20 protein-coding genes are annotated in these 25,346 nt (G+C 62.0%); 10 read left to right on the top strand and 10 right to left on the bottom strand.

What is annotated here, in order from left to right; all coding sequences use genetic code 11:
- The first annotated feature begins 1 nt into the window (after position 1).
- The 3 genes from ACTG1P_RS16275 to ACTG1P_RS16265 all read left to right on the top strand — a co-directional run bounded on the left by ACTG1P_RS16275 (position 2) and on the right by ACTG1P_RS16265 (position 3,129).
- The gene (locus tag ACTG1P_RS16275) at positions 2 to 832 is read left to right on the top strand and encodes a lysostaphin resistance A-like protein (RefSeq protein ID WP_440001721.1); all 831 of its coding nucleotides are present in this window, start codon (positions 2 to 4) and stop codon (positions 830 to 832) included.
- Positions 833 to 1,030: 198 nt separating this feature from the next.
- Positions 1,031 to 2,347, top strand: coding sequence for a sphingomyelin phosphodiesterase (locus ACTG1P_RS16270; RefSeq protein ID WP_440001720.1), 1,317 nt, complete (start codon positions 1,031 to 1,033; stop codon positions 2,345 to 2,347).
- Positions 2,344 to 3,129: a hypothetical protein gene (locus tag ACTG1P_RS16265; RefSeq protein ID WP_440001719.1), complete on the top strand. Its 786-nt coding sequence runs from the start codon at positions 2,344 to 2,346 to the stop codon at positions 3,127 to 3,129. The genes ACTG1P_RS16270 and ACTG1P_RS16265 overlap by 4 nt, the downstream gene beginning before the upstream one ends.
- 2 nt (positions 3,130 to 3,131) lie before the next feature.
- Here the strand turns inward: ACTG1P_RS16265 and ACTG1P_RS16260 are convergent, their stop codons facing one another.
- Positions 3,132 to 4,352 carry a DEAD/DEAH box helicase gene (locus tag ACTG1P_RS16260; protein ID WP_440001718.1) on the bottom strand — a complete coding sequence of 407 codons (1,221 nt, stop codon included), beginning with the start codon at positions 4,350 to 4,352 and terminating at the stop codon, positions 3,132 to 3,134.
- A gap of 144 nt (positions 4,353 to 4,496) precedes the next feature.
- Here ACTG1P_RS16260 and ACTG1P_RS16255 point away from each other — a divergent pair, with 144 nt between their 5' ends.
- Positions 4,497 to 5,324 (top strand): ABC transporter substrate-binding protein, encoded by an 828-nt coding sequence (locus ACTG1P_RS16255; protein ID WP_440001717.1) that lies wholly within the window; start codon positions 4,497 to 4,499, stop codon positions 5,322 to 5,324.
- 58 nt (positions 5,325 to 5,382) lie between these two features.
- Here ACTG1P_RS16255 and tpx read toward each other — a convergent pair whose 3' ends face one another.
- The gene (gene tpx, locus ACTG1P_RS16250) at positions 5,383 to 5,883 is read right to left on the bottom strand and encodes a thiol peroxidase (protein ID WP_440001716.1); all 501 of its coding nucleotides are present in this window, start codon (positions 5,881 to 5,883) and stop codon (positions 5,383 to 5,385) included.
- 184 nt (positions 5,884 to 6,067) lie between these two features.
- On the opposite strand from tpx, the gene ACTG1P_RS16245 reads away from it, so the two are divergent.
- On the top strand, positions 6,068 to 8,509 hold the full coding sequence (locus ACTG1P_RS16245) for a zinc/cadmium/mercury/lead-transporting ATPase (RefSeq protein ID WP_440001715.1): 2,442 nt from the start codon (positions 6,068 to 6,070) through the stop codon (positions 8,507 to 8,509).
- A gap of 210 nt (positions 8,510 to 8,719) precedes the next feature.
- Here ACTG1P_RS16245 and pulA read toward each other — a convergent pair whose 3' ends face one another.
- Entirely contained in the window at positions 8,720 to 12,784 is a 4,065-nt protein-coding gene (pulA, locus tag ACTG1P_RS16240; RefSeq protein ID WP_440001714.1) for a pullulanase-type alpha-1,6-glucosidase, read from the bottom strand.
- A gap of 262 nt (positions 12,785 to 13,046) precedes the next feature.
- Between pulA and ACTG1P_RS16235 the strand changes: the two genes are divergently transcribed.
- Positions 13,047 to 13,460 carry a hypothetical protein gene (locus tag ACTG1P_RS16235; RefSeq protein WP_201994766.1) on the top strand — a complete coding sequence of 138 codons (414 nt, stop codon included), beginning with the start codon at positions 13,047 to 13,049 and terminating at the stop codon, positions 13,458 to 13,460.
- A 47-nt stretch (positions 13,461 to 13,507) separates the two neighbouring features.
- Here the strand turns inward: ACTG1P_RS16235 and dmeF are convergent, their stop codons facing one another.
- On the bottom strand, positions 13,508 to 14,476 hold the full coding sequence (gene dmeF, locus ACTG1P_RS16230; RefSeq protein ID WP_440001713.1) for a CDF family Co(II)/Ni(II) efflux transporter DmeF: 969 nt from the start codon (positions 14,474 to 14,476) through the stop codon (positions 13,508 to 13,510).
- 71 nt (positions 14,477 to 14,547) lie between these two features.
- Here dmeF and ACTG1P_RS16225 point away from each other — a divergent pair, with 71 nt between their 5' ends.
- From ACTG1P_RS16225 to ACTG1P_RS16215, 3 genes are all read left to right on the top strand, one after another.
- A complete protein-coding gene (locus tag ACTG1P_RS16225) occupies positions 14,548 to 14,823 on the top strand; it encodes a metal/formaldehyde-sensitive transcriptional repressor (RefSeq protein WP_440001712.1) in 276 nt (91 codons plus the stop codon).
- Positions 14,824 to 14,991: 168 nt separating this feature from the next.
- Entirely contained in the window at positions 14,992 to 16,188 is a 1,197-nt protein-coding gene (locus tag ACTG1P_RS16220; RefSeq protein WP_440001711.1) for an amino acid aminotransferase, read from the top strand.
- Positions 16,189 to 16,248: 60 nt separating this feature from the next.
- Positions 16,249 to 17,181 carry a LysR family transcriptional regulator gene (locus ACTG1P_RS16215; RefSeq protein ID WP_440001710.1) on the top strand — a complete coding sequence of 311 codons (933 nt, stop codon included), beginning with the start codon at positions 16,249 to 16,251 and terminating at the stop codon, positions 17,179 to 17,181.
- A gap of 63 nt (positions 17,182 to 17,244) precedes the next feature.
- Here the strand turns inward: ACTG1P_RS16215 and ACTG1P_RS16210 are convergent, their stop codons facing one another.
- From ACTG1P_RS16210 to ACTG1P_RS16185, 6 genes are all read right to left on the bottom strand, one after another.
- Entirely contained in the window at positions 17,245 to 17,568 is a 324-nt protein-coding gene (locus tag ACTG1P_RS16210; RefSeq protein ID WP_005340296.1) for a DUF1820 family protein, read from the bottom strand.
- Between the two features lie 138 nt (positions 17,569 to 17,706).
- Complete coding sequence (locus ACTG1P_RS16205; protein ID WP_440001709.1) at positions 17,707 to 18,594, bottom strand: YjjW family glycine radical enzyme activase; 888 nt, start codon at positions 18,592 to 18,594, stop codon at positions 17,707 to 17,709.
- Positions 18,595 to 18,604: 10 nt separating this feature from the next.
- Complete coding sequence (locus tag ACTG1P_RS16200) at positions 18,605 to 20,131, bottom strand: YjjI family glycine radical enzyme (RefSeq protein WP_440001708.1); 1,527 nt, start codon at positions 20,129 to 20,131, stop codon at positions 18,605 to 18,607.
- 122 nt (positions 20,132 to 20,253) lie between these two features.
- Positions 20,254 to 20,589 carry an AzlD domain-containing protein gene (locus ACTG1P_RS16195; protein WP_005340292.1) on the bottom strand — a complete coding sequence of 112 codons (336 nt, stop codon included), beginning with the start codon at positions 20,587 to 20,589 and terminating at the stop codon, positions 20,254 to 20,256.
- A 1-nt stretch (position 20,590) separates the two neighbouring features.
- Positions 20,591 to 21,298 carry an AzlC family ABC transporter permease gene (locus ACTG1P_RS16190; RefSeq protein ID WP_440001707.1) on the bottom strand — a complete coding sequence of 236 codons (708 nt, stop codon included), beginning with the start codon at positions 21,296 to 21,298 and terminating at the stop codon, positions 20,591 to 20,593.
- A gap of 120 nt (positions 21,299 to 21,418) precedes the next feature.
- Positions 21,419 to 21,898, bottom strand: coding sequence for a L,D-transpeptidase family protein (locus tag ACTG1P_RS16185; RefSeq protein WP_005340284.1), 480 nt, complete (start codon positions 21,896 to 21,898; stop codon positions 21,419 to 21,421).
- A 279-nt stretch (positions 21,899 to 22,177) separates the two neighbouring features.
- Between ACTG1P_RS16185 and ACTG1P_RS16180 the strand changes: the two genes are divergently transcribed.
- Positions 22,178 to 25,345, top strand: a complete 3,168-nt coding sequence (locus tag ACTG1P_RS16180) for a S41 family peptidase (RefSeq protein ID WP_440001706.1) — start codon at positions 22,178 to 22,180, stop codon at positions 25,343 to 25,345.
- Position 25,346: the final 1 nt, after the last annotated feature.

Below are 25,346 nucleotides of genomic sequence, written 5' to 3'. Positions count from 1 at the left end.
AATGTTACCCCTTCCAGATTCATTTATCTGGGGCGCGCTGGCGCTGGCCGTGCTGCTTGCCCTCTTCCGCCAGCGTCTTCCCGCCTTGGCCCTGCTGGGACTCTCCCTGCTGCTGGCACTGTGGCTTGACCGAATGACACTACCCGCCCTGCTGGTCTCGGTCGCAGGATTACTGCTGGCATGGCATACGCCAACCCTCCCCGCCCGCCGGGCGATGGCGGCCAGAGTGGTGCTGATCCTCTGGGCGATTGCGCTGACCCTGCACCTGATCCCCGGCTTCAACAATCTCAAGGTGCTGGATCAGGCGCTGGCAGGCCCCGCCAGCGTGCCGTTCAACATGTATTTGAACCTCGACAAGCCGCTGCTGCTCTTTGGCTTGCTGCTGGCCTGCCCGATGCTGCCGGGCAAGGGGGGCGCAATCCGCTGGAGCCCGCTGGCCCTGTTGCTGCTGCCGCTGGGAGCCCTGCTGGTCATCGCCTGGCAGTTGGGGGCACTGAAACCGGAAGTGGGTCTGCCCCACTGGTGGTGGCTGTTTGCACTCAACAATCTGCTGTTCACCTGTGTGGCGGAAGAGGCGCTGTTTCGTGGCGCGATCCAGCAGGGGCTGACCGAGCGTTACCGCCCCTGGATTGGCATCGTCGTGGCCGCGCTACTGTTCGGAGCCATCCACCTGCCCGGTGGTCCACTGCTGGCGCTGTTTGCGACCCTGGCCGGCTGCTGCTATGGCCTGGCATTCCAGCTCAGTGGGCGACTCTCCGTAGCCATCCTGATCCACTTCGCCTTCAACTTCGCCCATCTGGCGCTCTTCACCTACCCGCTGGCCCACCGCTAACTCCTGAAGGCGCCTGACACGGGCGCCTTCCCTCGCTCTTCCCTCTCTCTTTAAGCGTGCTGCCTCGCTCGCTTTACACCTCCACAAAGCTCCAAACAAAACCAATTCATTTACTTGTAACCAAAATGTAAACAAACTGACCTCTGCATTCGCCATAACAGTCACTTTCCATTGCCCTGCAACCAAAAGGATCCTGTGATGCAGAAAACCCTCAGTTATGCCGCCCTGCTGCTGGTCAGCCAGTTCCCGCAACTGGCACTGGCCGATACCGATGTCTACCTCACCAACAACAGCCCTGAACCGCTCCAGATCGACATCCGCCAAAGCGGCAGCGGCCAGCTGCAACCCGGCAGTCAGTGGAGCCAGCACCGCACCGAGCTGGGCCCGTGGGAGAGTGCCATGGTACTCAGCTTCAATCGCTATGAGGGGGTAAAAGCGGGCAAGAGCTATCTGTTCGAAACCCGCGTGACCACAGCGGCAGGCGACGTCTATCGGCTCAACCAGCTGATGGAGGGAACCTGGTGGAACACCACCTTGCAGCACGGTGGCGAGACGCCGACCGACGCATCCGGCTGGCAAAACGATCGGGCGATCCACCGCGTTGCCGGGCCACAAGAGCTGGCCTTTGCCGCCAAGTTCACCGGCCGTTACGACGATCTGCACTATATGATCACGCCCCCCCAAAAACGGGAGCAACCGGAACCGGCAGAAAACAGGCTCAAGGTGGCCAGCTACAACGTCTGGGCGCTGCCGGTCATCGCCTCCAGCATCGGCGAGCGATTGACCTTGCTGCCTGATTATCTCAAGGGTTATGACGCCCTGCTGCTGCAAGAGGTATTCGATGGCCGCCGCGAGGGCTTTTTGCAGGCGCTGGCGAAAGAGTACCCCTACCAGACCAAGGTGCTCGACAAGCCCGGGGTCAACGTCCACGACGGCGGCGTGGTGATCGTCAGCCGCTATCCCATAGTGCGGGAGGCCCAGCTAGTCTATCCCCAATGCACCGGCACCGACTGCTTCGCCGACAAGGGGGTGATGTACGCCGAGGTGATCAAGGGGGGCAAGGCGTGGCACCTGTTCGCCACCCACACCGCCAGCTTCGACACTGACGAGGCGCGCAAGCTGCGCCAGATCCAGTTCGGTCAGATCCGCGCGCTGGCTGCCAGCCTCAAGATCCCGACCACGGACACCGTCATCTACGGCGGCGATTTCAACGTCAACAAACGCAAGTTTGCCGATGACTACGCCAACATGCTGGCCAATCTGAACGCCCATGAACCCGCCTATGGCGGCTATACCGAAGCCACCTTCGATCCCAGGATCAACCCCTATGCCGGCGGGCCACTCTCCGGTGGCGCCAATGTCGAGTATCTGGACTATCTGGTGGTAAGCCGGGAGTACGGCGCCGTACGCCACAACCTCAACACGGTCTGGATCCCGCGCAGCAGCGATGGCAGCCTCTGGCCCGCCAGCAACCTCTCCGATCACTTCCCGGTCAAGGGAGAGATCAGCCGATGAAGCGTCACTACGGCTTGCTGTCGCTGGCTATCCTGACCCTTTTGCTGGTGAATCTGGGCTGGCAGGAAGAGCCGTCTCCGATATCGCCAGAACGGTCGGAGACTCCCTCTCTGGCCGATGCGCAGTTGCCAGCAGAACCGGGGAGCCCGCCTCCCCGCATACCAAACGCTGAGGGGATGGATGGCAAAAGCAAAGAAGTGCCCAGCAGCTGGCAGGCGATGCCGGGTGAACTGATCAACCAGCTTGCCAGCGAGATCAGCGACAGCGAGTTGCCGCTGGCGCAGCGTGTGAGCAATCTGGAGGCAACAGAGGCCGGGTGGCTGAGCAAGGGCGAGAGCCTGATCCGGTTACAGGGGCGCTATGCCCTGGCGCTGGATCAGTTGGCGCAGGAGAGCGAGCAGTTGCCGCCGGCCGAGCGGCTGGACGCCCTCAGCCGCTTGCAGGATCGGTGGGCGGCGGATCATCCGGATCTGGCGGTGGATCTGTTCAACCCGGATGCCCGCCTGCAGCAAGCTCGTCAGCTTTGGGGAGATGAGGAGCTGGCCACCCAGGCCCATCACTTCCTGCCCCCAGAGCAGGCCGAAGCCACGTTGGCGTTTGCCGAGGCGCGCCAGCAACAGCTCGATCAACGCAGTCGCTACCAGCGAGAGCTGGCCGAGCTGGAGCAGCAACTGGCGATCAACCAACAGCAGATGGATCCTGCCCTGTGGCAACAACACAAGGAGGAGGTGTTGAGCCAGTGGCGTCGTGACTTCTTCGCGCGGGAGCAAGGCAAACCTTGAGGTCAGCGCTTGCCCTTGAACTGCTTGACGCTGCGTTTGGCCTGAGTGCGGCGATTGGCCTGCTTGTCACGCGGGGGGCGCTTGCCTTCCCCGCTGGCAGGCTGGTCAGTGACCGGGAATCCCGCCAGATCGCCCAACGGCAGCTCGCGGCCGGTCAGGGTGCGAATGGCTTGCAGCATGTCACTCTCGCCATGGCAGACCAGCGAGATGGCCAGCCCCTTGCGGCCAGCCCGGGCGGTACGACCAATGCGGTGTACATAGACAGGGGCGCTGGCGGGCAAGTCCAGATTGATCACCACCGGCAGCGCCTCCACATGGATGCCGCGCGCCATCAGGTCGGTGGCCACCAGCACCCGAATTTTGCCCTCTTTTAAATCGCCGAGCGCCTGCTCGCGCACCGCCTGCTCTTTTTCGCCATGTAGGGCAGCCACAGCGATACCTACCTTGGCCAGCTTTCTGGCAACCCCGTCGGCATCATCCCGCGCACTGATAAAGACCAGTACCTGCGGCCACGCCTGCTCCTTGAGCAAACTGATGAGGGCCGGCACCTTGCTGCTCTTGTTGACCAGATAGAGTCGCTCTTCGATCTCGTTCACCACGCTGTTGAGGGGGTTAGCCTCGATACGGGTGGGCTCGCACAGCAGGCCGTTGGCCAGCGCCTCCAGCTCGGCAGGCAAGGTGGCGGAGAAGAGCAGGGTCTGGCGATCCGCAGGAATAAAGCCGAGTAGCGCCTTGATGTCGGGAGCAAAGCCCATCTCCAGCAGGCGATCCGCCTCATCCAGCACCAAGAGTTGCAAACCATCCAGCCCCAGCAACTGTTGGGTCAGCAGATCCCGCAACCGCCCCGGCGTGGCAACCAGCAGCTGTGGCCCCTGCGCCAGTTCGGCCTGTTGCCGCTCCTGCGCAACGCCCCCACACAACGTCACGATACGCAGCCCCTGCGCCTCGGCGCCCTCTTTAAGCGCAACAGTGACCTGAATCGCCAGCTCGCGAGTTGGCACCAGCACCAGACCCTGCACCAGACTGGAGGCAGGATCCAGCCGTTGCAGCAGCGGCAAACCAAACGCCAGCGTCTTGCCGCTGCCGGTCTGGGCCAGCGCCAGCAGATCCTGCCCCGCCAGCGCCGCCGGAATCGCCAACTGCTGGATGCGGGTAGGCGTCTGCAAGGTGGCGGGCAAAGAGGCAAGCAGAGCGGGATGGAGGGCAAGTTCGCTAAAGGTCATGGCGCTACGTCAACAAAGAAGTGGGAGGCGAAGTCTAGTGAGCGGGGACCGAGAAGTAAAACCCTATCCATGATGGCCTGACCGAGGGGCGCTGGCGACGGGCTGACTACACTTTAGCTGACCCATCACCAAGAGAGACCCGCCATGACCAGACACATCCCCCTTCTGCTGCTCGTGGTCACCCTGCTCGGCAGCGCGACTCTCGGCCTGTCGCAGACTCCGGAAAACGACGCCGCCCCCGAGCCGCCGAAACCGGTGCGCATCCTCAATGCCCACCTTGGCGAGCTGCCAGGGCTGATCAATGCCGACAAGACAGGCCCCTTTGTCGATCTGGTACACGCCATCGACGATCTCTACCCCGATGTGACCATCAAGATCACCATCTATCCCATCGCCCGAGCCATGGCCGGAGTGATCGCAGGCAAGGCTGACCTGGGGCTGCCCGCCATCCGCAACCTCAAGGATATCGATATGCTGGCTTATCGCTTCAGTACCCGCAGCTTTGGCAAGGTGGCCCATGTGATTTACAGCAATACCGCCAATCCGGTCACCACAGATATGGCCTACGGCATAGTGCCCACCAAACGGGATCTGCTGATCGAGGCAGTTCCCGACTATATGCCCTTCCCGGTGCAGCGCTCGATGAGTATCGAGCAGTCACTGCGCAAGCTCTCACGCGGCCGTATCGACGCCTTTGTCTGGGCGCAAGAGGAGGCCGACCTGATGCTGAAGCATCTGGGGCTGACCAATATCCGCCGCGAATTCTTCGGTGATTTCGAGGATGTCTTCATCATCCAGAAAGGGGCGGCGGGTGACGAGATGGATGAATTTCTCCGCCAAGCCATCGACCAGCTGGCCGCCAGCGGCAAACTGGCCGAGATCTACCAGAAGATCCACCGCCCCTATGTGGAGTGGCAGCCCTCCCCACCCGCCAAGGCTGAGTCAGCGACCACCCCGCCCGCAACCCCCTAAACAGACAATTCCCGCATAAAAAATCCCGCCGAAGCGGGATTTTTTATGGCTTGCAGCCTTACAGCACGGCCAGCGCCGCAGCGTAGTTCGGCTCGTCGGCCACTTCGGCGACCAGCTCGCTGTGCAGCACCTTGTTCTCTTCATCCAGCACCACGATGGCGCGAGCGGTCAGACCGACCAGCGGACCGGAAGAGAAGGCCACGCCGTAATCTTCCATGAAGGCCGCACCGCGCAGGGTGGAGAGGGTCACTACCTTGTCCAGCCCTTCGGCGCCACAGAAGCGGGACTGGGCAAACGGCAGATCGGCGGAGATGCAGAGCACGACAGTGTTCTCCAGCGCGCTGGCCTGCTCGTTGAACTTGCGCACAGAGGTCGCGCAGGTCGGGGTATCGACGCTCGGGAAGATGTTCAGGATTTTGCGCTGACCGGCAAAGCTTGCCAGGGTCACGTCGGAGAGATCCTTGGCCACCAGGGAGAAGGGCTTGGCTTGCTCACCGGCGACCGGGAAGTGACCAGCGACGGAAACCGGGTTGCCTTGCAGAGTGACTGAGTTGCTCATGTGTTATGTCCTTTATTGGTGTAGTAAAAATCCGGGTGATCAGTATAGGGGCGGCGGGACCAGACAAACACCCGCGAAGACAAGGGATATAAAGGGGTTGACCTTGGACTTAACACCAAGGTTTAGACTCCTTCTCGGTAATCAGGGATCTCGCAGGGGCGGGATCCATCAAGAGGGACTCATCATGAGCAAATCCTGCTGCAATCATCAGCACGCCGCCCCCATCAAAGCCGTCAGCAAGGCGGCCTCCGGCCAGAGTGAACATCACCACGATAGCCACTGCTGCGACAACACCACGCCCGTCAGTTGCTGTTCAACCCCGACGCCTCATGAGCACCCATCCCGTGACGGCAATGAATCCCCCGGGGATGAAGAGCCTCCCCGAGGAGGCTGTCACGATCAAGCGTGCTGCAGCGCCTCCGTATCACCAGCTCACGATCATGAGCATGAGCATGAGCATGAGCACGATATCCCCCCTGCCGACCCGCTGGTTGCACCGGTGCAAGGCAACAGCCGCCACTGCTGGCAGGTGTTGGGGATGGATTGCCCCAGCTGCGCCCGCAAGATCGAGACCGCCGTCAGCCGGGTGAGCGGCGTGCAACAGGCGCGCGTGCTGTTTGCCACCGAGAAGCTGGTAGTGGATCTGGCCCCAGGCATCTCCCCCGATCCCGTCACCGCCGCCGTGCTGGCCGCCGGTTTCCAGCTCAAGGGTGCTCAGGCCAATACAGCCCACACAATCACAAAGGAAGCAACACGCCAAAGCCCGCTGCTGACCACCCTGGGCAAATATTGGCAGCCCCTGTCACTGGCCGGCCTGATGCTGGTCGCCGCCCTGTTGCCGAAAGAGTTCGGTCAGCCGCTCTTTACCCTGGCGACCCTCTGGGGGTTGTGGCCTATCTCCCGCAAGGCGTGGGCGCTGACCAAAAGCGGTTCCCCCTTCGCCATCGAGACCCTGATGACTGTCGCCGCCCTAGGCGCCCTGTTTCTCGGCGAAACCGCCGAAGCGGCCATGGTGCTGCTGCTCTTTATGCTGGGTGAACATCTGGAGGCCTACGCCGCCGGACGCGCCCGGGCAGGAGTGACCGCCCTGATGGCGCTGGTGCCTGACAAGGCGCTGCGGATCCGTACCACTGCCGAGGGCGAGGTGCGGGAAGAGGTCGGCGCCGATCAGCTGCGTCCCGGCGATATCATCGAAATCGCCCCGGGTGCCCGTCTACCTGCCGACGCCCGCCTGCTCGATGAACTCGGTGCGTTTGACGAGAGCGCCCTGACCGGTGAATCCATTCCGGTGGAACGCCGTCAGGGTGACAAGGTGCCAGCCGGCAGTCTGGCGGCGGATCGGGTGCTGCGTCTTGAGGTGGTCTCCGAGCCCGGCAACAACGCCATCGACCGCATTCTGCACCTCATCGAGGAGGCCGAAAGCCAGCGCGCCCCCATCGAGCGCTTTATCGACCGCTTCAGCCGCTGGTATACCCCGGCCATGATGCTGGTTGCCCTGCTGGTGGTGCTGGTGCCGCCCCTTGTCTTCGGCCAGAGCTGGGACGAGTGGATCTATCGCGGACTGGCGTTGCTGCTGATCGGCTGCCCCTGCGCCCTGGTCATCTCCACCCCGGCAGCGGTTACCTCGGCGCTGGCCGCCGCTACCCGTCAGGGGGCGCTGATCAAGGGCGGGGCCGCACTGGAGCGACTGGCCCATATCGATACCGTCGCCTTTGACAAGACTGGCACCCTGACGCTGGGCAAGCCGCAGCTGACCGAACTGGTGAGCCTTAATGGCCAGCCGGAGAACGAGTTGCTGGCGCTGGCGGCTGCCATTGAGCAGGGCTCCCACCACCCGCTGGCTCGCGCCGTGGTCGCCGCCGCCAACGAGCAGGGGCTGGCACAGGTAGAAGCCCGCGATCTGCGCGCCCTGCCGGGCATGGGCGTTGAGGGACGCATCAACGGTGAGCTGTGGCAACTGCTGGCACCGAGCCGGGTGGCGACCCTGAATATGGAACAGCAGACCCGGATTGGTTCGCTGGAACGGCAGGGCAAGACCGTTGTGGTGCTCTGCCAGAGCAGCGATGCTCAGGCGTTGCCGGTTGCCCTGCTGGCGCTGCGGGATCAGATCCGCCCAGAGGCGGCTGCTGCGCTGCAAGAACTCAACCGGCTCGGACTCCAGAGCATCATGCTGACCGGGGACAACCCCCGTGCCGCCGAGGCGATCTCCACCGAGCTGGGCATGGGCTGGCGCGCCGGTCTGCTGCCGGAGAACAAGGTGGAAGAGATCGCCAAGCTGGCCAGCACTCAGAAAGTTGCGATGATCGGTGATGGTATCAACGATGCCCCGGCCATGAAGCGGGCCAGCATCGGTATCGCCATGGGTGGCGGCACCGACGTGGCGCTGGAGACAGCCGATGCGGCGCTGACCCACAACCAGCTCGGCGGCATCGCTGCGATGATCCGGCTGTCGCGGGCAGCACTGGCCAATATTCACCAGAATATTGCGCTGGCGCTGGGGCTGAAGGCCATCTTTCTGGTCACCAGTCTGCTCGGCATCACCGGCCTGTGGATTGCTGTGCTGGCCGATACCGGCGCCACCGCGCTGGTGACCGCCAACGCCTTGCGGCTGCTGCGCAAGCGTTAAGCCAGCCAATGGCATCCCAGCCAAAAGCCGTACCCCAACCGGGACGGCTTTTCTTTTTCCTCTCATTTCTCTCACGGCACCCCGTAAAAGAAAAAGCGCGCCTGCCGGTCGGCAGTCGCGCTTTGCTTACTCTCTCGGAGTTATCCCACCCTTGGCAAGGTGGAATTCAACCCGGGGGCGCCGAGCCATCCCCCGGACTCAATGGCTTGCTTACTTGACGCTGCACTCCTGAATGACGGCAGTACCTGCCTTGACGCCAGCCGGGTCAACCTTCACCAGCACACTCCACAGCCCCTGCGGCAATGTGATGCTATTATTGGCACTGCCCCCCTTGGAGAAGGCGAACGAATAGCCGGTTTCAGCGTTCACCGCGCCGCCACCGTTGAGCAGGTACTCCTTGCTCCAGTCCTCGTTGGCCACCTTGAACTCGGTGCTACCTGTGTAATTGAACGCAGCCTGATAGATGGCGAGATCGCCATCCTTCCCCTTGTAGCTCAGCTGGTACTGAGGTTGAGCAGCCCAACCGGAGAGCTCACCCTTGATGAACAGGTTGTAGCCGAGCGGATTGCCCGCCACCGTATCCAACACCTTGCAGCTCTGCACCGGCTCGGTGAAGCTGACGCTCAGGGTCGGTTTGTCCTTGTTCATGGCGGTGAAGACAAACTTGTAGCTGCCCGCCTTGGCCAGATCGACGCCGATATTGCCGGTTTCTCCCCCCTTGCAAAGGGTCAGCGGGGTGCCGACCACCAGCTTGTCACCGGCGTTGCAGCTGCCGTAGTTGACCGGCCCCCAGCTAGCGTCCGCGATCTTGACGTTGGTGGTACCCAGCTTGTCGGTGCTCACCTCGGTAGTGAACTCGTACATGAAGTTGCCGCTGAAGGTCATCTGGTTGATGTTGCCCCACTCATCGAGGAACCCCTTCAGATAAACTTCGGTGTTGCCAAACGGTGGCAGGGTGCTCAGGTCGGTCTTCTTGCTGACCGGCAAACCTATGCCCTGTGCGCCAGACTGCGGCTTGACGAACACGGCAGCAGACCAAGCCCCCAGCGTCAGCTGGCCGTTGTCATAGGCGGCGCCGCTAGCGATGCTGCCGACTGTGCGATGCTTGCTGCTAAGCACCATACCGCTCAGATCGATCGGCTGATCGTTGCCGTCACGGAAGTCGCCGATGCTCTGGCTCTGGTTGGTGGCGTTGATCATCACCACCAGACCGTCGATGGCCGGATCCAGATCCGCCCCTACGCTGGCACCATCATCCACCGTCATCACGATGAGGCCGGGCACCTGAGCCGGCCCGGTATTGCGGAAGTCGACCCGCTTGATCACCTCGGCGCCGCTGCCCAGACGCAGCAGGCGGGAGGAGTTGCGCAGCTCCGCCAGCTCCTGATAGAAGCTCACCATCTGCGCCATCTCGGCCGAGCCCGGCTTGGCATGCTTGCCGAGCACCTGCTCGATCAGCGGATAGTTGTCGCCATCCTTGTCCTTGCGCGGCAACCCCTTGTCAAAGTTGTTGTCGCCCAGGGTGTAGTCGACTTGGTTATACCAGTCGCCCGAGTCATAGCTGTCCCGTTCCATGGACTTGGAACGCAGCAGCTCGACACCGGCGTGGGTGAAGGGAATGCCCTGACCCAGCATGGCAGTCGCCAGCGAGACCCCCTGCATCCGCACCAGATCGGCTCCGGCAGGCGCCTTGTAGATCAGGTTGTCGAACAGGGTCTGGTTGTCGTGCTTGTCGACATAGTTCTGCACTTCCACCGGATCCTGGGCATAACCGGCAGGCTGACCGTTGTAGTCGATCTCGGCGCCTTTCTTCGGCATGCCATCCTTGTCGGTCAGCACGAACTCCTTGAGGTTGCCCGCCATGCCGAGCCGCACCAGATCGGACTGGTGCAAGGCCGTCGCCAGATCCACCTTGCTCATTTCGTTAGGATCGACGAAGGCACCGTTGCCAAAGCCCTGGGTCTTGCGAATGGTATCGCCACCGTCGAACGGACTGCCGCCGCGCACCGCATCGCGCAAGCGATCGGAGAAGGAGCCGATACCGGTACCGCCCAGATGCTTCTGGGTCGCCTGCACGAAGCGCTTGTCATCCTGCACCTCGCCGAAGTTCCACCCCTCGCCGTAGAAGTACATCTCGGGATTGACCTTCTTCACCGCGGCCAGCGCCTGCACCATCTGATCTTTCGGGTGGTGGCCCATCAGGTCGAAGCGGAAGGCATCGATCTTGTAGTCGCGCGCCCAGGTCACCAGGGAGTCATCCATCAGCTTGGCGAACATGGCGTGCTCCGGCGCCGTGTTGGAACAGCAGGTGGAGTTCTCCACCGAGCCGGTCTCCGGATTGAGGCGCTGATAGTACCAGGGCACTATCTTGTCGAGCACCGACTTGGGGCCGAGCCCGGATTCGTTGGTGTGGTTGTAGACCACGTCCATAACCACGTTCATGCCGATATTCTGCTTGATGGCCTTGACCATCTCGCGGAACTCCAGAATACGTTTGGTGCCCTCGGCGTTGGTGGCGTAGGAGCCTTCCTGCGTGGTGTAGTGGTAGGGGTCATAACCCCAGTTGAAGGAGTCGACGCCGCGCAGGTAACCGGAAAGCTCCTGCACCTGCGGATTATCCTTGCTGTCGCCCCCTTGCAGGTCGGCCAGCACATCCCCCACGGTCTGACCGCCACCGCAATAGCCACCAAATTTGGATGTTTTCACATCCGGATTGACCTGGCAGAGCTTGCTGAAGTCATCGCCGAGATTGGCTACCTTGGCCGGATCCTCGTTGACGGTGGCGATATCGAACACCGGCAGCAGGTGCAGGTGGCTGACGCCGCTTTTTGCCAGCGCTTTCAGATGGTTGACCGGTACAGAGTCGGGCTGGGTCAGGCCGACAAACTTGCCGCGCTTCTCTTCATCGGTGGAGGCATCGTTGCCGGTCAGGTCACGAACATGGGCCTCATAAATAGTGATGTCGGCGGGGTTCTGCTGGCTGTGGGGCGCCTTGAGGCTGTCCCATCCTTCCGGTTTCAGGGCCGGATCGTCGAGATCCACTACCTGACTGAACTCGGAGTTCATCGCGAGGCTCAGGGAGTAGGGATCGGTCACCTCGTAGTGCTCAACCTTGCGGCTCAGCGGATGGTAAACCTCCATGTCGTAGCGGTAGAACTGACCGATCAGCTCGCTGCCGCCCTCGTAGCTCCAGCTGCCGCTGGCGCTGTCGAAAGTCATGGCCACTTCACCACTCTTCTGATGGCTGGCGTTGTAGAGGGCCAGCTTGACCGACTTGGCGGTCGGCGCCCAGAGGCGGAAGGTCACCCGGTTGCCCTCTACCACGGCGCCATAGCTCAGCTTGGTCGCCTCGGGAGCATAGAGCGCATCGAGGGCGCCGGCGCTCTGCACCAGGGTCGCTCCTTGCAGGATACCGTCGGCATCGGTGCCGATAGCCACCAGCTCCCCCTTGAGCAGGGGCTTGAGATCTTTACCGGCAGGCAGGGCAAAGGCGGCGGCATCCTTGAGATGCGGATATTTGGCCTGCTGCTCGGCAGTCAGACTGGTCGCGGTCAGGCTGATATAGGGGAAATCGAACACCCCATCGGCATTGGCCTTGATGGTGCCCGAGTCGGTGTAATAGAGGCGAACGTGGGGCTTGTCCTTGCCCCCTTGCCAAATCAGGGTATTGCCATCGATCAAATGAGCGCTGGCCCCCGCCACGCCAAAGGCGGCGGTAAAGGCTTCGGCACGGCTGCCAAACAGATCTTTCTTGCCCGCGACGATGGCCACGGTGCGATCCGGGTGCTCACTGAAGATCACCTTCATATCGCTGCCGGTCAGGTTGGCCAGATCGCCGTTGCGGGCGATAAAGTTGATGCACCCTTCCACCTTGTTGAGCGGCACGACCCAGGCCGGACCAAAGCTGTCGGCGGTGGCTGGTGTCTTGCTCTTGTCATCCCACCCGCTGTTCAGGCCACTATCAGCCGTTGCCTTGCAGGCGTCGTTGTTCCAAAGGTGCAGGCTGTGGCTGTCAAACGGTGCCTTGGCCCCTTTGGCTGCTGACTGGGTATCCACCAGCGCAATGACCACCTGATTGTCGCCGGCAACCAACAACTCTTTCGGGGGATCCATCTTGGACAGACGAGCGACAGGCCCATCGGTGACTTCAGGTGTAGGCGGTGTAGGGGGGACGGGGTTCACACCGGAGGCTTCAGAGCTGTTGTCATTACAGCCAGACAAAAGCGCGAGCAGTGAGGCTGTTACCAGCGCCACTTTGGTCTTTTTCATATCCATATTTTTATAATTCCCGCTGTAGTTAGTCTCGATAGTCGAGCACCCGGTCATTGCCAGGCGGTGCCATATTAATCAGCGGCAATCGATTCAAATGTGAGCGACAGGGCAAAAAAACCATCCAGTTTCAACAAGATAACGTTTTCAGACTGAAACTTCGATCCGGCTCACAGACCTCGCGGCCATTTGGCCTCATATCTGGAAAGCGGCAGTCACGGGGTCAGAAAAGCAATGTCTGATCAAGTGGATAGACAAGGAGTAAACAATGAAACGGATTGAAGAGCAGGCAAGACGACTCGATCAGGAGTATCAGGCGATCGGGCAGCTATTCGACCAGTTCTGCCAGCAGGCTGGCGCCCTGGCCGAGCAGTATCACTTCTTCAACTGGCCCGATTATGAAGACTCACCCCCGCTGAGCCGCGCCTTCACTCTGCTGGGGGAGCCCCGCCAGTTGCGGCTGCGCTGTCAACCCGGTGAGCGCTCTGCCCTCAATGGTTTGATCCAGGTGGTCTCGGAGGATGGCACTATTGATGCCAGCCTCGGATTTCGCGCCGATGGCCAGCTGCTGCTTGAATCGGGCAAACTGCTGGACAACCCGCCCGGACTGCTGCTCAAGCTGCTGCTCGGTGCAGTGTGGCAACACAAGCCCCAGGAGGAGATCACCGGGCAGCCGCACTGACATCAGAGTGCCAACAGCACTGAAACCAAGGGGGCCAACGGCCCCCGTTATTTATCCTGTTCGCTGGCGATCTCGATGGTCACATGCACCAGCTCTTCATGGATCGCCAGCCGCTCGCGGATCTGCTGCGCCGGTAGCGGATTGACCATCAGCAGAGAGAGCACACAGGCATACTGCTGCTGTCCTACCCGCCAGACATGCAGATCGCGAATATCAGTGCCCGGCAGTTCGGCGATGACCTCGCGGATCTCTGCCACCAGCGGGGCATCCATCTCGGCATCCAGCAGCACCCGACCAGAGTCGCGCAGCAGCCCCCATGCCCATACCGCGACCAGCCCGGCACCCACTATGCCCATCAGCGGATCAAGCCAGTCAGCGCCCCACAGCATGCCCCCCACCAGCGCCAGAATGGCCAGCACCGAGGTGGCCGCATCCGCCAGCACGTGGATGTAGGCGGCACGCAGGTTGAGATCCTGATGGCTGTGGTGATGATCGTGCGAGTGATCGTGGTCGTGATGATCATCATGGTGACCATGTCCATGGCCGTGGTGATGATGGTGACCGTGATCATCCTTGAGCAGCCAGGCACAGGCCAGGTTCACCAGCAGGCCGACGATGGCGATGGCAATAGCCTGCTGGTAGTGGATCGGGCTGGGATCCAGCAGCCGGAATACCGATTCGAACAGCATCATGCCGGCCACCCCCACCAGCAAGAGGGCGCTGGTGAAGCCACCCAGTACCTCGATCTTCCAGGTGCCGAAGCTGAATCTGTGGTCACGGGCGAAGTGGCGGGCGGCGCGGTAGGCCAGCACCGAGAGACCTAGCGCCAGCGCGTGGGAGCTCATGTGCCAGCCATCGGCCAACAGCGCCATGGAGTTGTAGAACCAGCCGCCGCCAATCTCCGCCACCATCATGATGACGGTCAGCAGCACGGCCCAGCGGGTCTTCTGTTCGGCCAGCGGATTGCCCTCGTGGATGACGGGTTGATGGCAGTGTGATTGAGCGAGGGATGACATGGATTTCTCCTGAGGACGATAATGCAATATACTATACCCCAGTATAGTTTTATTGATCGAGAGGATCCTGCATGTCACACACCATTCACGGTAAAAAGAAGCTGCTGGCACGGGTACGTCGCATCAAGGGACAGGCCGGCGCACTGGAGATCGCGCTGGAGCAGGAGAGCGAGTGCGCAGCCATTTTGCAGCAGATCGCCGCCATCCGCGGCGCCGTCAACGGCCTGATGCTGGAGGTGCTGGAGGGACACATGCGCGAACACCTCGGCGCCGAAGAGGCGACCCACGCCGAGCGGCTGGAGGATCTGGATCAGGTAGTGCGGGTCTTGCGATCCTATCTGAAGTAAGGCCTCAGAATGGGGCTGCGGGCAGCCCCGCATCATCCCGTTTACAGCAGACCAGTGTCGGCCCGCCAGCCCTACCCCTTTCTGACTTGAGCCCTCGCCGGCTTTACGCCATGATGACCGCCGATCATTGATCGCCATACTCTGGATTCCATTTCGCAAGGACCCCCCATGTTTGAACACGTCGACGCCTATGCTGGCGACCCCATCCTGACCCTGGTCGAGACCTTCCACAAAGACACCCGCGAGCAGAAGGTGAACCTGGGGATCGGCCTCTATTACGATGAGCAGGGGCGCATTCCGTTGCTGCCGTCGGTGCAGCAGGCCGAAGCCCAGCGCGCCGCCGCCCCTGCCCCGCGCCCCTACCAGCCGATGGAAGGCGCCGCCAACTACCGCACCGCAGTGCAACACCTGCTGTTTGGTGCCGACCATGAAGCGGTCAAGGCGGGACGTATCGCCACCATCCAGACCATCGGCGGCTCCGGCGCGCTGAAGATCGGCGCCGATCTGCTCAAGCGCTACTTCCCGACCTCCGAGGTGTGGGTCAGCAATCCCACTTGGGATAACCACAAGGCGATGTTCGAGGGAGCTGGCATCAAGGTGCACGACTACCCCTACTACGATGCGGCCACCGGCGGCGTGCAGTTCGATGCGATGGTCGACTGCCTGAGCACTCTGCCGGCCAAGAGCATCGTGCTGCTGCACCCCTGCTGCCACAACCCGACCGGGGTGGATCTCTCCCGCGCCCAGTGGGATCGGGTGATCACGCTGGTGGTCGAGAAGAACCTGATCCCCTTTATGGATATCGCCTATCAGGGCTTCGGTGACGGACTGGAAGAGGACGCCTACGCCATCCGTGCCATGGTGGCCGCCGGTGTCAGCTTCTTCGTCAGCAACTCGTTTTCCAAGAACCTCTCCTTCTACGGTGAGCGCTGCGGCGGCCTGTCGGTCATCTGCAAGGATGCCGAAGAGGCAAGCCGGGTACTGGGCCAGATGAAGGCCACCGTACGTCGCAACTACTCAAGCCCTCCCACCCACGGTGGCCAGATCACTGCGGCGGTGATGAGCCAGCCGGAGCTGCACGCCCTGTGGGTCGGCGAGGTGACCGAGATGCGCACCCGCATCAAGGCCATGCGCCAGAAGCTGTTCGAGGTGCTGAGCGCCAAGGTGCCGGGCCGCGACTTCAGCTACTTCATCAACCAGCGCGGCATGTTCAGCTACACCGGCTTCACCCCAGAGCAGGTGGACAGGCTGCGCGAGGAGTTCGCCGTCTATCTGGTGCGATCCGGTCGCATGTGCGTGGCGGGCCTCAACAGTCGCAACGTCGACTACGTAGCCGACGCCATGGCCGCGGTGCTCAAGGGCTAATCCGCATCAGCCCCGCTTTGGCGGGGCTTTTTGTCTGTTTCATTCGCTTGTGGAGTCTTTATGGATCTGATCGCACTCTCAAGATTGGGAGGTCGCCATCTGGTCACCCTGCACCTGCTGCTCGACAACCAGAGCGTCACCCGCACCGCAGAGCGGCTCTGCACCACCCCTTCCACCGTCAGCAAGACTCTCAACCAGCTGCGGGATCTGCTGGGGGATCAACTGCTCTACCGCCAGGGCAACCAGCTGCTGCTCACCCCCATGGCCGAGCGACTGGCGCCCACCCTGCACCGGCTGTTGGGGGAGCTGAACGGCCTCACTCGCCAGAACGCCTTCAACCCGCAGCAGTGGCAGGGCACATTGCGGCTGGGATTGCGCGAGAGCGTGATGACCTGGCCGGTGGCCCCCATTCTGGGTCAGCTGATGAAAGAGGTGCCGGGCATGGTGCCGGAGATCTGGAACAAGGATGAGCAGGGGTTGGAGGCGCTGGCAGCGGGCAAACTCGACTTCGTGATCCTGCCTCATGACCAGAGCCAGCCGTTGCCGCGCCAGCCCGGGCTGGTGTGGGAAACCCTGCGGGAAGAGAAACTGGTCTGCCTGCTGCGCAAAGACCACCCCGCGCTGGCCAAGCCCTGGGATCTCGATGCTTATCTGAGCTGGCGCCATATCGCCATCCGGGATCAGGAGCTGGCCAACCCCTTCTTCGAGCAGAGCCTGGCCCAGCAGCAGGTGCGTCGCCAGATTGGCGCCACCCTGCCCGATTTTGCCAGCGCGGCGGCCCTGCTGCCCCAGACCGATCTGATCCTCACTGCCATCGGTGGCTGGGCGGCCTGCATGGCCAGTCAACCGGATCTGGTGATGCGTCCGGCACCGTTCGATTACGGCAAGGTGAGTCACAGTCTGGTCTGGTATGGCCCGGCCGGTGATGGCTCGGCCCGTCATTGGTTCCGCCAGCGGATCCTGCAACTGGGTCGCGAATTGATTGAGCCCTGAGCCGGACGACAAGGAGAAGAGATTGATGTTTCACCGCGGCGAAACATCAACGGCAAGTAGGGACTAGGGACGTTTGGTATAGATGGGGCTGGGGAAGGAGGCGACGTTGCTGCCCAGATCCGTGATGCGGGCTGCCCCCTGCTTTTTCACCTGATCGATGCGCAGCACCTGATGCATAGGGATAAGAGTCTGGCGCACATCGGCAAATTCGCTCTTGAGCTTCTCGTGACTGGGATCGACGATAAGCGCCGTATGGTTGTCCCAGACAAAATCGGCAATCTCGATAAAACCGAACAGCTGGCCCTGATTGACTTCGCGCACATACACTTCGTAGCGCTCGCTGTGGCAAATAAACTGAACCCGATATAACGCCTTGCTTTCACTCATGATTATCTGTCATTGAGGGGTAAGAAGATGGCCATTATTCTAGCCGCCGTTCTCGCCCCCTCCAATAGACAGAAATCACAGTTGCTGCCTTTCCATGCCGCACCTCACGCGATGACGGTCACCGGATGACGCGGCCACTCAGCCCATCAAGGCAGGCAGTGAGACCGGCCCCAATCCCGCTGCGCGCAAGCGGTTGGTCAGCTGTTCCAGTTCGGTTTGGTGAGCCTCTTGCCATTGCGCCGCCTCCCCCCGCACCCCGTGGTGGCGAAAGCCGTTGAGGCGAATGGGCACAGGCCCAAGCTGCTGCAAGAAGGCGGCAAGCTCCTCGTCAAGCTCACCACTTGCATCCAGAAAATCGCTCTTGCCCGGCACATGGAGCAGCCGCAACTCGGCCAGCTTGCCGTGACTTGCCAGCAACCTGAGCGAAGCCAGCACCCGCTCGCGGCCATAGCCGGTCAGGGTGTGATGCACCGAGTCACGCCACCCCTTGAGGTCGAGCATGGCGCCGTCGAGCACCGGCAGCAGCCGCTGCCAGCCGGTTTCGGCCAGCGAACCGTTGCTGTCGAGCAGGCAAGTGAGATGGGCCAGATCCGGCGCGCCCTTGATGGCGGCAAAGAGCGCAACCACGAAGGGGAGCTGGGTGGTAGCCTCACCACCGGAGACGGTAATTCCGCTCAGCAGTGGGCCGTAGCGGCGCAACAGGGCCAGCACGTCGTCCACCGTCATGGTTGTGGTCTTGGGATTGGCACTGCGCGGGCAGACATCCAGACAGGCGTCGCAATCGGTGCAGAGCGTTGCCTGCCATTGTATCTTGCCTTCGCTCAAGGTGAGGGCACCGCTCGGGCAGACCGCAAGGCAGTCACCGCAATCGTCACACAGCCCTATGGTGTGGGGATTGTGGCAGCCGGGGCAGCGAAAGTTGCACCCTTGCAGAAACAGCACCAGCCGGTTGCCCGGCCCGTCGACACAGGAAAAGGGCAGCACCCTGCTTACCAAGGCGCTGCGTGTTGGCAAAACATCAGCCATCGGTGCGAACTCAATACTCGCCGATAGTCGATTCGTGGGCGACCACTCGTGGTGCCCTCTGACGAATGGCGGTCACTTCACTCGCCTCGGCACCGAGACAGGTGGTCTGCAACCGCGATCCCTCCTCTGCGAAGCGGGCCACGTCGCTCTTGCGGATCATGTAGCCGGTCACCCGCACCAGATCGCTGTCGGCCACGTTGGCGGTGAACTCGCGCATACCGATGGCGAGCGCCCCCTTGCAGAGCTGCAACAGCGCCTGCGGGTTCTGACGGATGGTGGGATCCAGCGTGAGGATCTCGCTGATCCCCGAATGGTAATAAGTGTGGTGCGGCGCCAGCGCCAGCACATGACTGGCGGGATCCGGCTCCTGCCCGTAGGGAATGCGCACCCCGGGGGTGACTGCTACATCGATGCTGAGGCCACCTTGCGAATGCAACAAAGCGCGGCCACCCCAGGCGTGGGTTTGCGGGGTCGTGGTCACATAGGCGGAGAGCTGGGCCGAGATGCGATAGCCAAGCTGGTTCGCCTCCTCGCCGTGGCCGTAGCGATCCGGCAGATTCTCTTTATCCATCAAGATATTGACCGCTTCCGCCATGCCGTAGATGCCGAACATGGGGACAAAGCGATCCTCATCCAGCAGCCCCTCTTTCACCAGAAAGCTGTCGAAGAAACCGGACTCATCGTGGAGGAATGCGGCCCGCGCTTCGATCAGCTGGGAGGCCAGACGGCAGTAGTGGGGCAACAGGCAACCGAGGAAATCATCGATCCCCTGACACTGCTCGGCGACCCGCTTGAGGGAGATGCGCACCAGGGTATTGGCGCCACCGGCCTGCGGCAGGGCGTTGTAGCAGCTGACGATACCAAAACCACGCTGGTCAAAGGTATCGCGGTGGATCGGGTAGTTGGCGATGTGCGGCTTGCTGCACTCGGCGATATTCTTCACCGCCTGCAACAGCAGATCGTCGGGCGTCTGCTCCGGATCGTGGAAGAAGGTGAGGTTCGGCGCCACCTGCTTGAGCTCGTTGTCGATGCGCAGGATCAGGCGGCAGATGCGGTTGTCATCGGGACCGATGTTGACGTGCATGAAGGCGTCCGGCAGCACCCGATCCAGATAGATCCAGAACCCTTTCAGCTTGTAGTAGAGAGTCTCGTCATCCAGTTCGCCGACAAACGGCAACAACAGATGGTCGAGCCGCCCCAGCCAGACCGGCATGCCGGTAACGGAGGGGACATGGTGATAGAGGATGCGCAGGGCGTTGAGCGCCTCGTCGAAATCCTGTGGTGGTGCCAGCTCCAGCCAGGCAGAGCCCTGAGTCAGAAATTTTTCATAGTCCGGCAGCACATAGCGCGGCTTGTAGGGGGCGTGCCCTTCGAACATGTCGCAGATAAATCCCTGCTCCATCGCCTCGGCGACTGCGGCAGGCAGATCGGGGTAAGGCAACGCATTCTCGGCGGCCAGCGCCAGCGCGTGGCTCTTCTGGGCGGCGGAGAGATGGGGATCGCGCACGATGCGCTGACAGGTTTCGATCAAAGACATGGGACACTCCTTCACGGATAGAGCCCATATCCTCACCATTTGCAGGCTTTTTTTGAAGTGACATTCATGACATGACGGATGTCGAATAATGACATCCATTACACAAGATCACGGCTCGCGCTTCACCAAGGCAAGAGCTCGGCTATGCCTCCCAGCCAGCGCAGCAGAAAGAAGCCCCCCATTCCACCCACCACCACAACCAGAGTCGGCAGCCGCAACAGGGTCAAGAGCATCACCCACAGGGTGGCGGTCAGGTAGTCAGGATCCCAGTCAAGACCTATCCCCGGCTCGTAGCTAAAGACGATGGGCAACCAGATTGCAGTCAGCACCGACTGGGCCGAGAAGCCGAGAAACGCCCCCATCTCGGCACCCGGCTGATATCGGGTCAACCGAGAAAAGAAGGCGAAGCGGTTGAAAAAGGTGATCAGGGCCAGCAGGCCAATCATCAGCCAGCTCACGCTACCTCCTCATCCGGTGCAGCACATAGCCCACCACCATACCAGCCAGAGCCGAGACGATGATGTGGATCTCCGCCAGCAGCGGCTTGGTAAGCAACGCTGTGCCGCCGCTCACCAGAGTGGCCGCCACCATGGGCAAGTTTTTCATGGCGGGAATGGTCATGGCGATGAAGGTGGCCGCGATGGCAAAATCCAGCCCCATGCTGTCCAGTCCATCGATGTACTGACCGGCCGCGATGCCGAGCAGGGTCGCCAGATTCCAGAACAGATAGAAGACGAATCCCGCGATGAGCGCGTAGGCCGGATCAAAGTGGCCGCTGCGCTCCCGGTCTTTCAGCGCCACAGCGAACATCTCATCAGTCAGGAAAAAAGCAAGGCTGGCCCGCCAGCGCAGGGAGAGCGGCAATACGTCACGGCGGAAGGTGAAGCCGTAAAGCAGATGCTGAGAAGTGATCACCATGGTGGAGCCCATGATGGGCAGCAGGGGCGTGCCCGCCCCAAACAGGGTCGTGGCAGAGAGCTGGGCGGCTCCGGCGTAGACCAGCAACGACATCAGCTGAGCCTGAAGCGGACTCAGCCCTGCCTGCAACGCCAAAGCGCCACACAGGATCCCCCAGGGGATCACCGAAATGGAGAGCGGGAGCATATCCAGTTTGGCACGCCACCAGAGCATCCCCGTTCGCTCGGGCAAGCTCGTTACTGACATCATGTGATCTTCCTTGTCACAGCCAAAGCGAGCCGAAAAAACTAGCACGGGACAGCAAGCGCTGTCACGTCATCACTGGCGGGAAATAAAACGCCCGCGGAGTCGCGGGCGTGCACAAGGGGATCAGGGCTCGATGACGATGGGCGTACCCGGGTCAATAGCGTCCCACACCTCATCCAGCTCGTGGTTGAGCATGGCGATGCAGCCATTGGTCCAGTTGGAGGGCTGAACCCTGCGGTTGCCAATGCTGTTGCGCTGGCCGTGGATCATGATCATGCCACCCGGACGAACACCCAGCTCATTGGCGCGCTTGATGTCATCCAAGTTCGGATAGTTGATATGGATGGCTTTGTAGTAGCCGGAATTGGTCTTCTTGTAGTCGAGGGTGTAGCGCCCTTCCGGCGTACGCTGATCCCCTTCCTGCTGCTTGTGCCCCTTGGGCGCCGGGCCCAGAGCAATCCAGTAGCGCTTCAGTTCTTTGCCATCCTTCATCAGGGTCAGGCTATAGGTCGACTTCTTGACCACCACCAAATCGGCTTTTTCGGTCAAGGCAAAACTCAATGCGGGCCAAAGCCCCAACAAACACAGTAATACGGCTCTCATTCCATCCCTCGACAAGCCTCTGGTGCGGGCTTTTCTTGTTACCAGATCATCTGAACGATGCCCGCCGAGCGGCGAGCGAGCGCCATGATATTGGATCGCCATCAATACTCAATATGCCCGGCAAAACATATCTTGCCGCAGCAAGGCCATCTTCCTTGAACGCTGTCATTTGGCATTGGTAATTAACAGTTAAAACAACAAGATACCAAAAATTATCGCGCTGGCACCCAGGGCAATGATCGGCGAAGATACCACTCCACTCCCCAACAGGATCATGCCATGCGCTCTTCGTGCCGCCTCGCCACCCTGCTGTTCTCGCCACTCCTGCTCTGGTTGCCTGCCAGTGTCGCCGCCGATGCACTCTGGCTGCGCGAGCCCGCCCTCTCCCCCGATGGCAAGCAGCTTGCTTTCACCTGGCAGGGGCGCATTTTTGTCGCCAGTGCCGAGGGTGGCCCCGCCACGGCGCTCACCGGCAGCGACTACCTGAGCCAGCGGCCAATCTGGTCGCCGGATGGCAAACAGCTCGCCTTTGCCGCCAATCTCTACGGCAACGAGGATGTGTTCGTGGTGCCTGCCAACGGCGGCGAGATGGTGCGCCTCACCCGCGATTCACGCACCGATCTGCCGCAAGCCTTCAGCGCCGATGGCAAACGGCTGTTGCTGAGCAGCCAGCGCCTGGGGGCGCCCGATGCCGACCATTTTGTCGCGGAAGGCTACCAATGGGGCGAGCTCTACTGGACCCCGATCACCGGCGGCACCTTGCAGGCCGATCTGCCGCTGCCTGCGACCCTCGCCCGTCCCCACGGGGAGCGGCTCGCCTATCAGATGCCCGCGGCGGATCAACCCTTTCGCAAGCATCAGCACTCGTTCGCGGTGCCCCGTCTCTGGCTGTTTGATGGCAAGCAGCACAAGCAGCTGACCGAAGATCGGGTGGCGGCCACCGATCCGGTCTGGAGCGACAAGGGAGATACCCTCTTTTACCTGAGCGAGCGCAGCGGCGATTTCAACGTCTGGCGCCGGGATCTTGCCAGCGGCAAGGAGCAACAGCTGACCCACTATCAGGGCCATCCGGTGCGGGGGCTCAGCGCCTCTCGCAATGGCGATCTGGTCTGGTCATGGCTGGGCGAGCTCTATCGCCTCGATGCCGATAGCAGCGAGCCACGCAAGCTGACCCTCACCCCGCAAGTGGCGAGCGCGCCGGATGAGGCGAGCGAGGCCCTGACCCTGGCAGACGAAGCGCTGGTCAGCGAAGAGGCGGACGAGCTGATCCTGGTGAGCGAGGGCAACCTGTTTGCCGTCGACCCCGAGCGGGAGCGGGTGCGTCAGCTGACCCGCGATCCGAGCGAGCAATCCAGCCCCCTCTTCGCCGAGCAGGGCCGCGCCCTCATCTATCTGTCGGAGCAGCAGGGGCACGCCGCCCTCTATCGCCTGCGCAAGGGGGATCCGGATCTGCTGTTCAGCGAACCCGGCACTCTGACCGAGAGTCTGCTGCTGGCGATTCCCGGCAAGGGGATCAGCCGTCCGGTGCTCTCCCCCGATGGCAAACAGCTCGCCTTCGTGGTGGATGGCCAGGCCATCCATCTGCTGGATCTGGCGAGCAACAAGCAGCGGGAGCTGGTACCTGCCAGCTTCAACCCGTCGCGCCACGAGGTGCATCTCGCCTTTGCCCCCGACTCCCGCCATCTGGCGCTCACCTTCCGCCCCGATGCGGCAGAGCAGGAGATCGCGGTGATCGATACGACCAATCCCAAGGCCAAACCGGTCAATGTCAGCCTCAACGGCTATCAGGATGGGCAACCGGGCTGGAGCCAGGATGGCGCCATCCTCTACTGGCAATCGACCCGATTTGGCGCACTGGGGCCCGATGGCGAGCCCCTCGTCACCAACCTGCTCGGCATTTACAGCAGCCGCGCCGCCAGAGCCGATGCGATTGCCGAACTGGAGCCGCCGAAAGGGGGATACGGCTTTGAGATCGATCGTCTCAACCATCGCGAAGCGCTGCTGCTGCAACCCACCGGCACCCTGATCGCCAGCCGCATCATCGGCGACCAAGTGATCTATCTGGTAGAGGAGATGGGGGTCAACAGCGAGAGCGAGATCAAGGGCTACAGCCAGGATCTGCGCAAGGGCAAAACCAGCAAACTGTTTGGCGAGCAGCCCGGCCCAGCGCTGGCAAGCCTCAACCAGCAGGGCACCCTGGCTACCCTGGTGCAGGATGGGGAGATCACCCGGATCCACCTCGACTCCGGCGAGACCACCAGCGCCCCCTTCGCCTTGCAGCCCACCAGCCGCTGGCAGGAACGCATGACCGCCGCCTTCGATCAGATCGCCCGGCTCACCCGGGACGAGTTCTATCTGGACGATATGAACGGGGTGAACTGGGATAGCTATGTCGCCGCTTACCGCCGCCTGCTGCCGGGCATCGGCAACCCGCGGGACTTTGGCAACCTGCTGGCAGAGCTGGCTGGCGAGCTCAATGTCTCCCACACCTGGGGCAGCGGCCCCGCCCCCTTCCCGCGCATGGCGGACGAGACCGCCAGCCTCGGCGGCTACTGGCAGGATGGCGAGCAAGGGGTGATGCTCACCGCCCTGCTCTCTGGCGGCCCGCTGGATCAGGAGAGCGATATCGCCCCGGGCGCCCGCCTGCTCGCAATCAACGGCGTCCCGATTGCCAATCTGGCCGAGCTGGATCGGGCCCTCAACCATCAGGCCGGTGCTCGGCTCGCCCTCACCTTCCAGCAGGAGGGCAACAAGCAAACTGACGAGGTAGTGCTCACCGCCATCGACAAGCAGCAGGAGTACCAGCTGCAACAGGATCGCTGGATTGAGAAACGGCGGGAGCTGGTGGCCAGGCTGAGCGGAGGACGGGTCGGCTACGTCTATCTGCCGGCAATGAATAGCGAGATCTACGATGCGGTGGTGGCGGATGCCCTCGGCAGACAGCGCAATCGCGATGCGCTGATCGTCGATGTCCGCTTCAACAGCGGCGGCTATCTCGCCAATACCCTGGTGGAGTTTTTGACCGGCAGCGGCAGCACCAAGGGGATGGCCAGCAGCTGGCCCCGTCAAGGCAAGGGTGAAACCGACGCCGCCACTCGCCAGTGGACCAAGCCTTCGGTGGTGCTGGTGAACGCCGCCAGCTACTCGGAAGGCTCCGCCTTTCCCGAGTACTACCGCGCCCTCAAGGTCGGCCCCATCGTCGGCGATCCGGTGCCCGGCACCGGCACCATGGTCTACAGCCACGACTCCCGGCTGATCCCGGGCCTCTCCTATGGCATTCCGACCCTGGGGTTGCGCAAGCCGGACGGCACCTTCTACGAGAATCAGGAGCTGATCCCGGATCTGCAGGTGCCCCTCACCCCCGTCGACATGGTGGCCGGACGCGACCCGCAGCTGGAAGCGGCGGTACAAGCCGCCCTCAAGCAGTTGCCAGCCAGCACCAAATAAC

It is taken from the genome of Aeromonas sp. 11P (assembly GCF_051920165.1).
GTDB lineage: Bacteria > Pseudomonadota > Gammaproteobacteria > Enterobacterales > Aeromonadaceae > Aeromonas > Aeromonas veronii.
The sequence above is the reverse complement of the archived record's forward strand: the minus strand, read 5'-3'. Positions and strand labels throughout refer to the sequence as shown.

What these genes read in the sequence shown, in the direction of transcription:
- ACTG1P_RS16200 (WP_440001708.1), bottom strand. Translation starts at nt 20,131, where the DNA reads ATGTCTTTGATCGAAACCTGTCAGCGCATCGTGCGCGATCCCCATCTC.
- ACTG1P_RS16265 (WP_440001719.1), top strand. Translation starts at nt 2,344, where the DNA reads ATGAAGCGTCACTACGGCTTGCTGTCGCTGGCTATCCTGACCCTTTTG.
- tpx (WP_440001716.1), bottom strand. Translation starts at nt 5,883, where the DNA reads ATGAGCAACTCAGTCACTCTGCAAGGCAACCCGGTTTCCGTCGCTGGT.
- ACTG1P_RS16275 (WP_440001721.1), top strand. Translation starts at nt 2, where the DNA reads ATGTTACCCCTTCCAGATTCATTTATCTGGGGCGCGCTGGCGCTGGCC.
- ACTG1P_RS16180 (WP_440001706.1), top strand. Translation starts at nt 22,178, where the DNA reads ATGCGCTCTTCGTGCCGCCTCGCCACCCTGCTGTTCTCGCCACTCCTG.
- ACTG1P_RS16255 (WP_440001717.1), top strand. Translation starts at nt 4,497, where the DNA reads ATGACCAGACACATCCCCCTTCTGCTGCTCGTGGTCACCCTGCTCGGC.
- ACTG1P_RS16225 (WP_440001712.1), top strand. Translation starts at nt 14,548, where the DNA reads ATGTCACACACCATTCACGGTAAAAAGAAGCTGCTGGCACGGGTACGT.
- pulA (WP_440001714.1), bottom strand. Translation starts at nt 12,784, where the DNA reads ATGGATATGAAAAAGACCAAAGTGGCGCTGGTAACAGCCTCACTGCTC.
- ACTG1P_RS16235 (WP_201994766.1), top strand. Translation starts at nt 13,047, where the DNA reads ATGAAACGGATTGAAGAGCAGGCAAGACGACTCGATCAGGAGTATCAG.
- ACTG1P_RS16260 (WP_440001718.1), bottom strand. Translation starts at nt 4,352, where the DNA reads ATGACCTTTAGCGAACTTGCCCTCCATCCCGCTCTGCTTGCCTCTTTG.
- ACTG1P_RS16270 (WP_440001720.1), top strand. Translation starts at nt 1,031, where the DNA reads ATGCAGAAAACCCTCAGTTATGCCGCCCTGCTGCTGGTCAGCCAGTTC.
- ACTG1P_RS16215 (WP_440001710.1), top strand. Translation starts at nt 16,249, where the DNA reads ATGGATCTGATCGCACTCTCAAGATTGGGAGGTCGCCATCTGGTCACC.
- ACTG1P_RS16185 (WP_005340284.1), bottom strand. Translation starts at nt 21,898, where the DNA reads ATGAGAGCCGTATTACTGTGTTTGTTGGGGCTTTGGCCCGCATTGAGT.
- dmeF (WP_440001713.1), bottom strand. Translation starts at nt 14,476, where the DNA reads ATGTCATCCCTCGCTCAATCACACTGCCATCAACCCGTCATCCACGAG.
- ACTG1P_RS16220 (WP_440001711.1), top strand. Translation starts at nt 14,992, where the DNA reads ATGTTTGAACACGTCGACGCCTATGCTGGCGACCCCATCCTGACCCTG.
- ACTG1P_RS16245 (WP_440001715.1), top strand. Translation starts at nt 6,068, where the DNA reads ATGAGCAAATCCTGCTGCAATCATCAGCACGCCGCCCCCATCAAAGCC.
- ACTG1P_RS16205 (WP_440001709.1), bottom strand. Translation starts at nt 18,594, where the DNA reads ATGGCTGATGTTTTGCCAACACGCAGCGCCTTGGTAAGCAGGGTGCTG.
- ACTG1P_RS16210 (WP_005340296.1), bottom strand. Translation starts at nt 17,568, where the DNA reads ATGAGTGAAAGCAAGGCGTTATATCGGGTTCAGTTTATTTGCCACAGC.
- ACTG1P_RS16190 (WP_440001707.1), bottom strand. Translation starts at nt 21,298, where the DNA reads ATGATGTCAGTAACGAGCTTGCCCGAGCGAACGGGGATGCTCTGGTGG.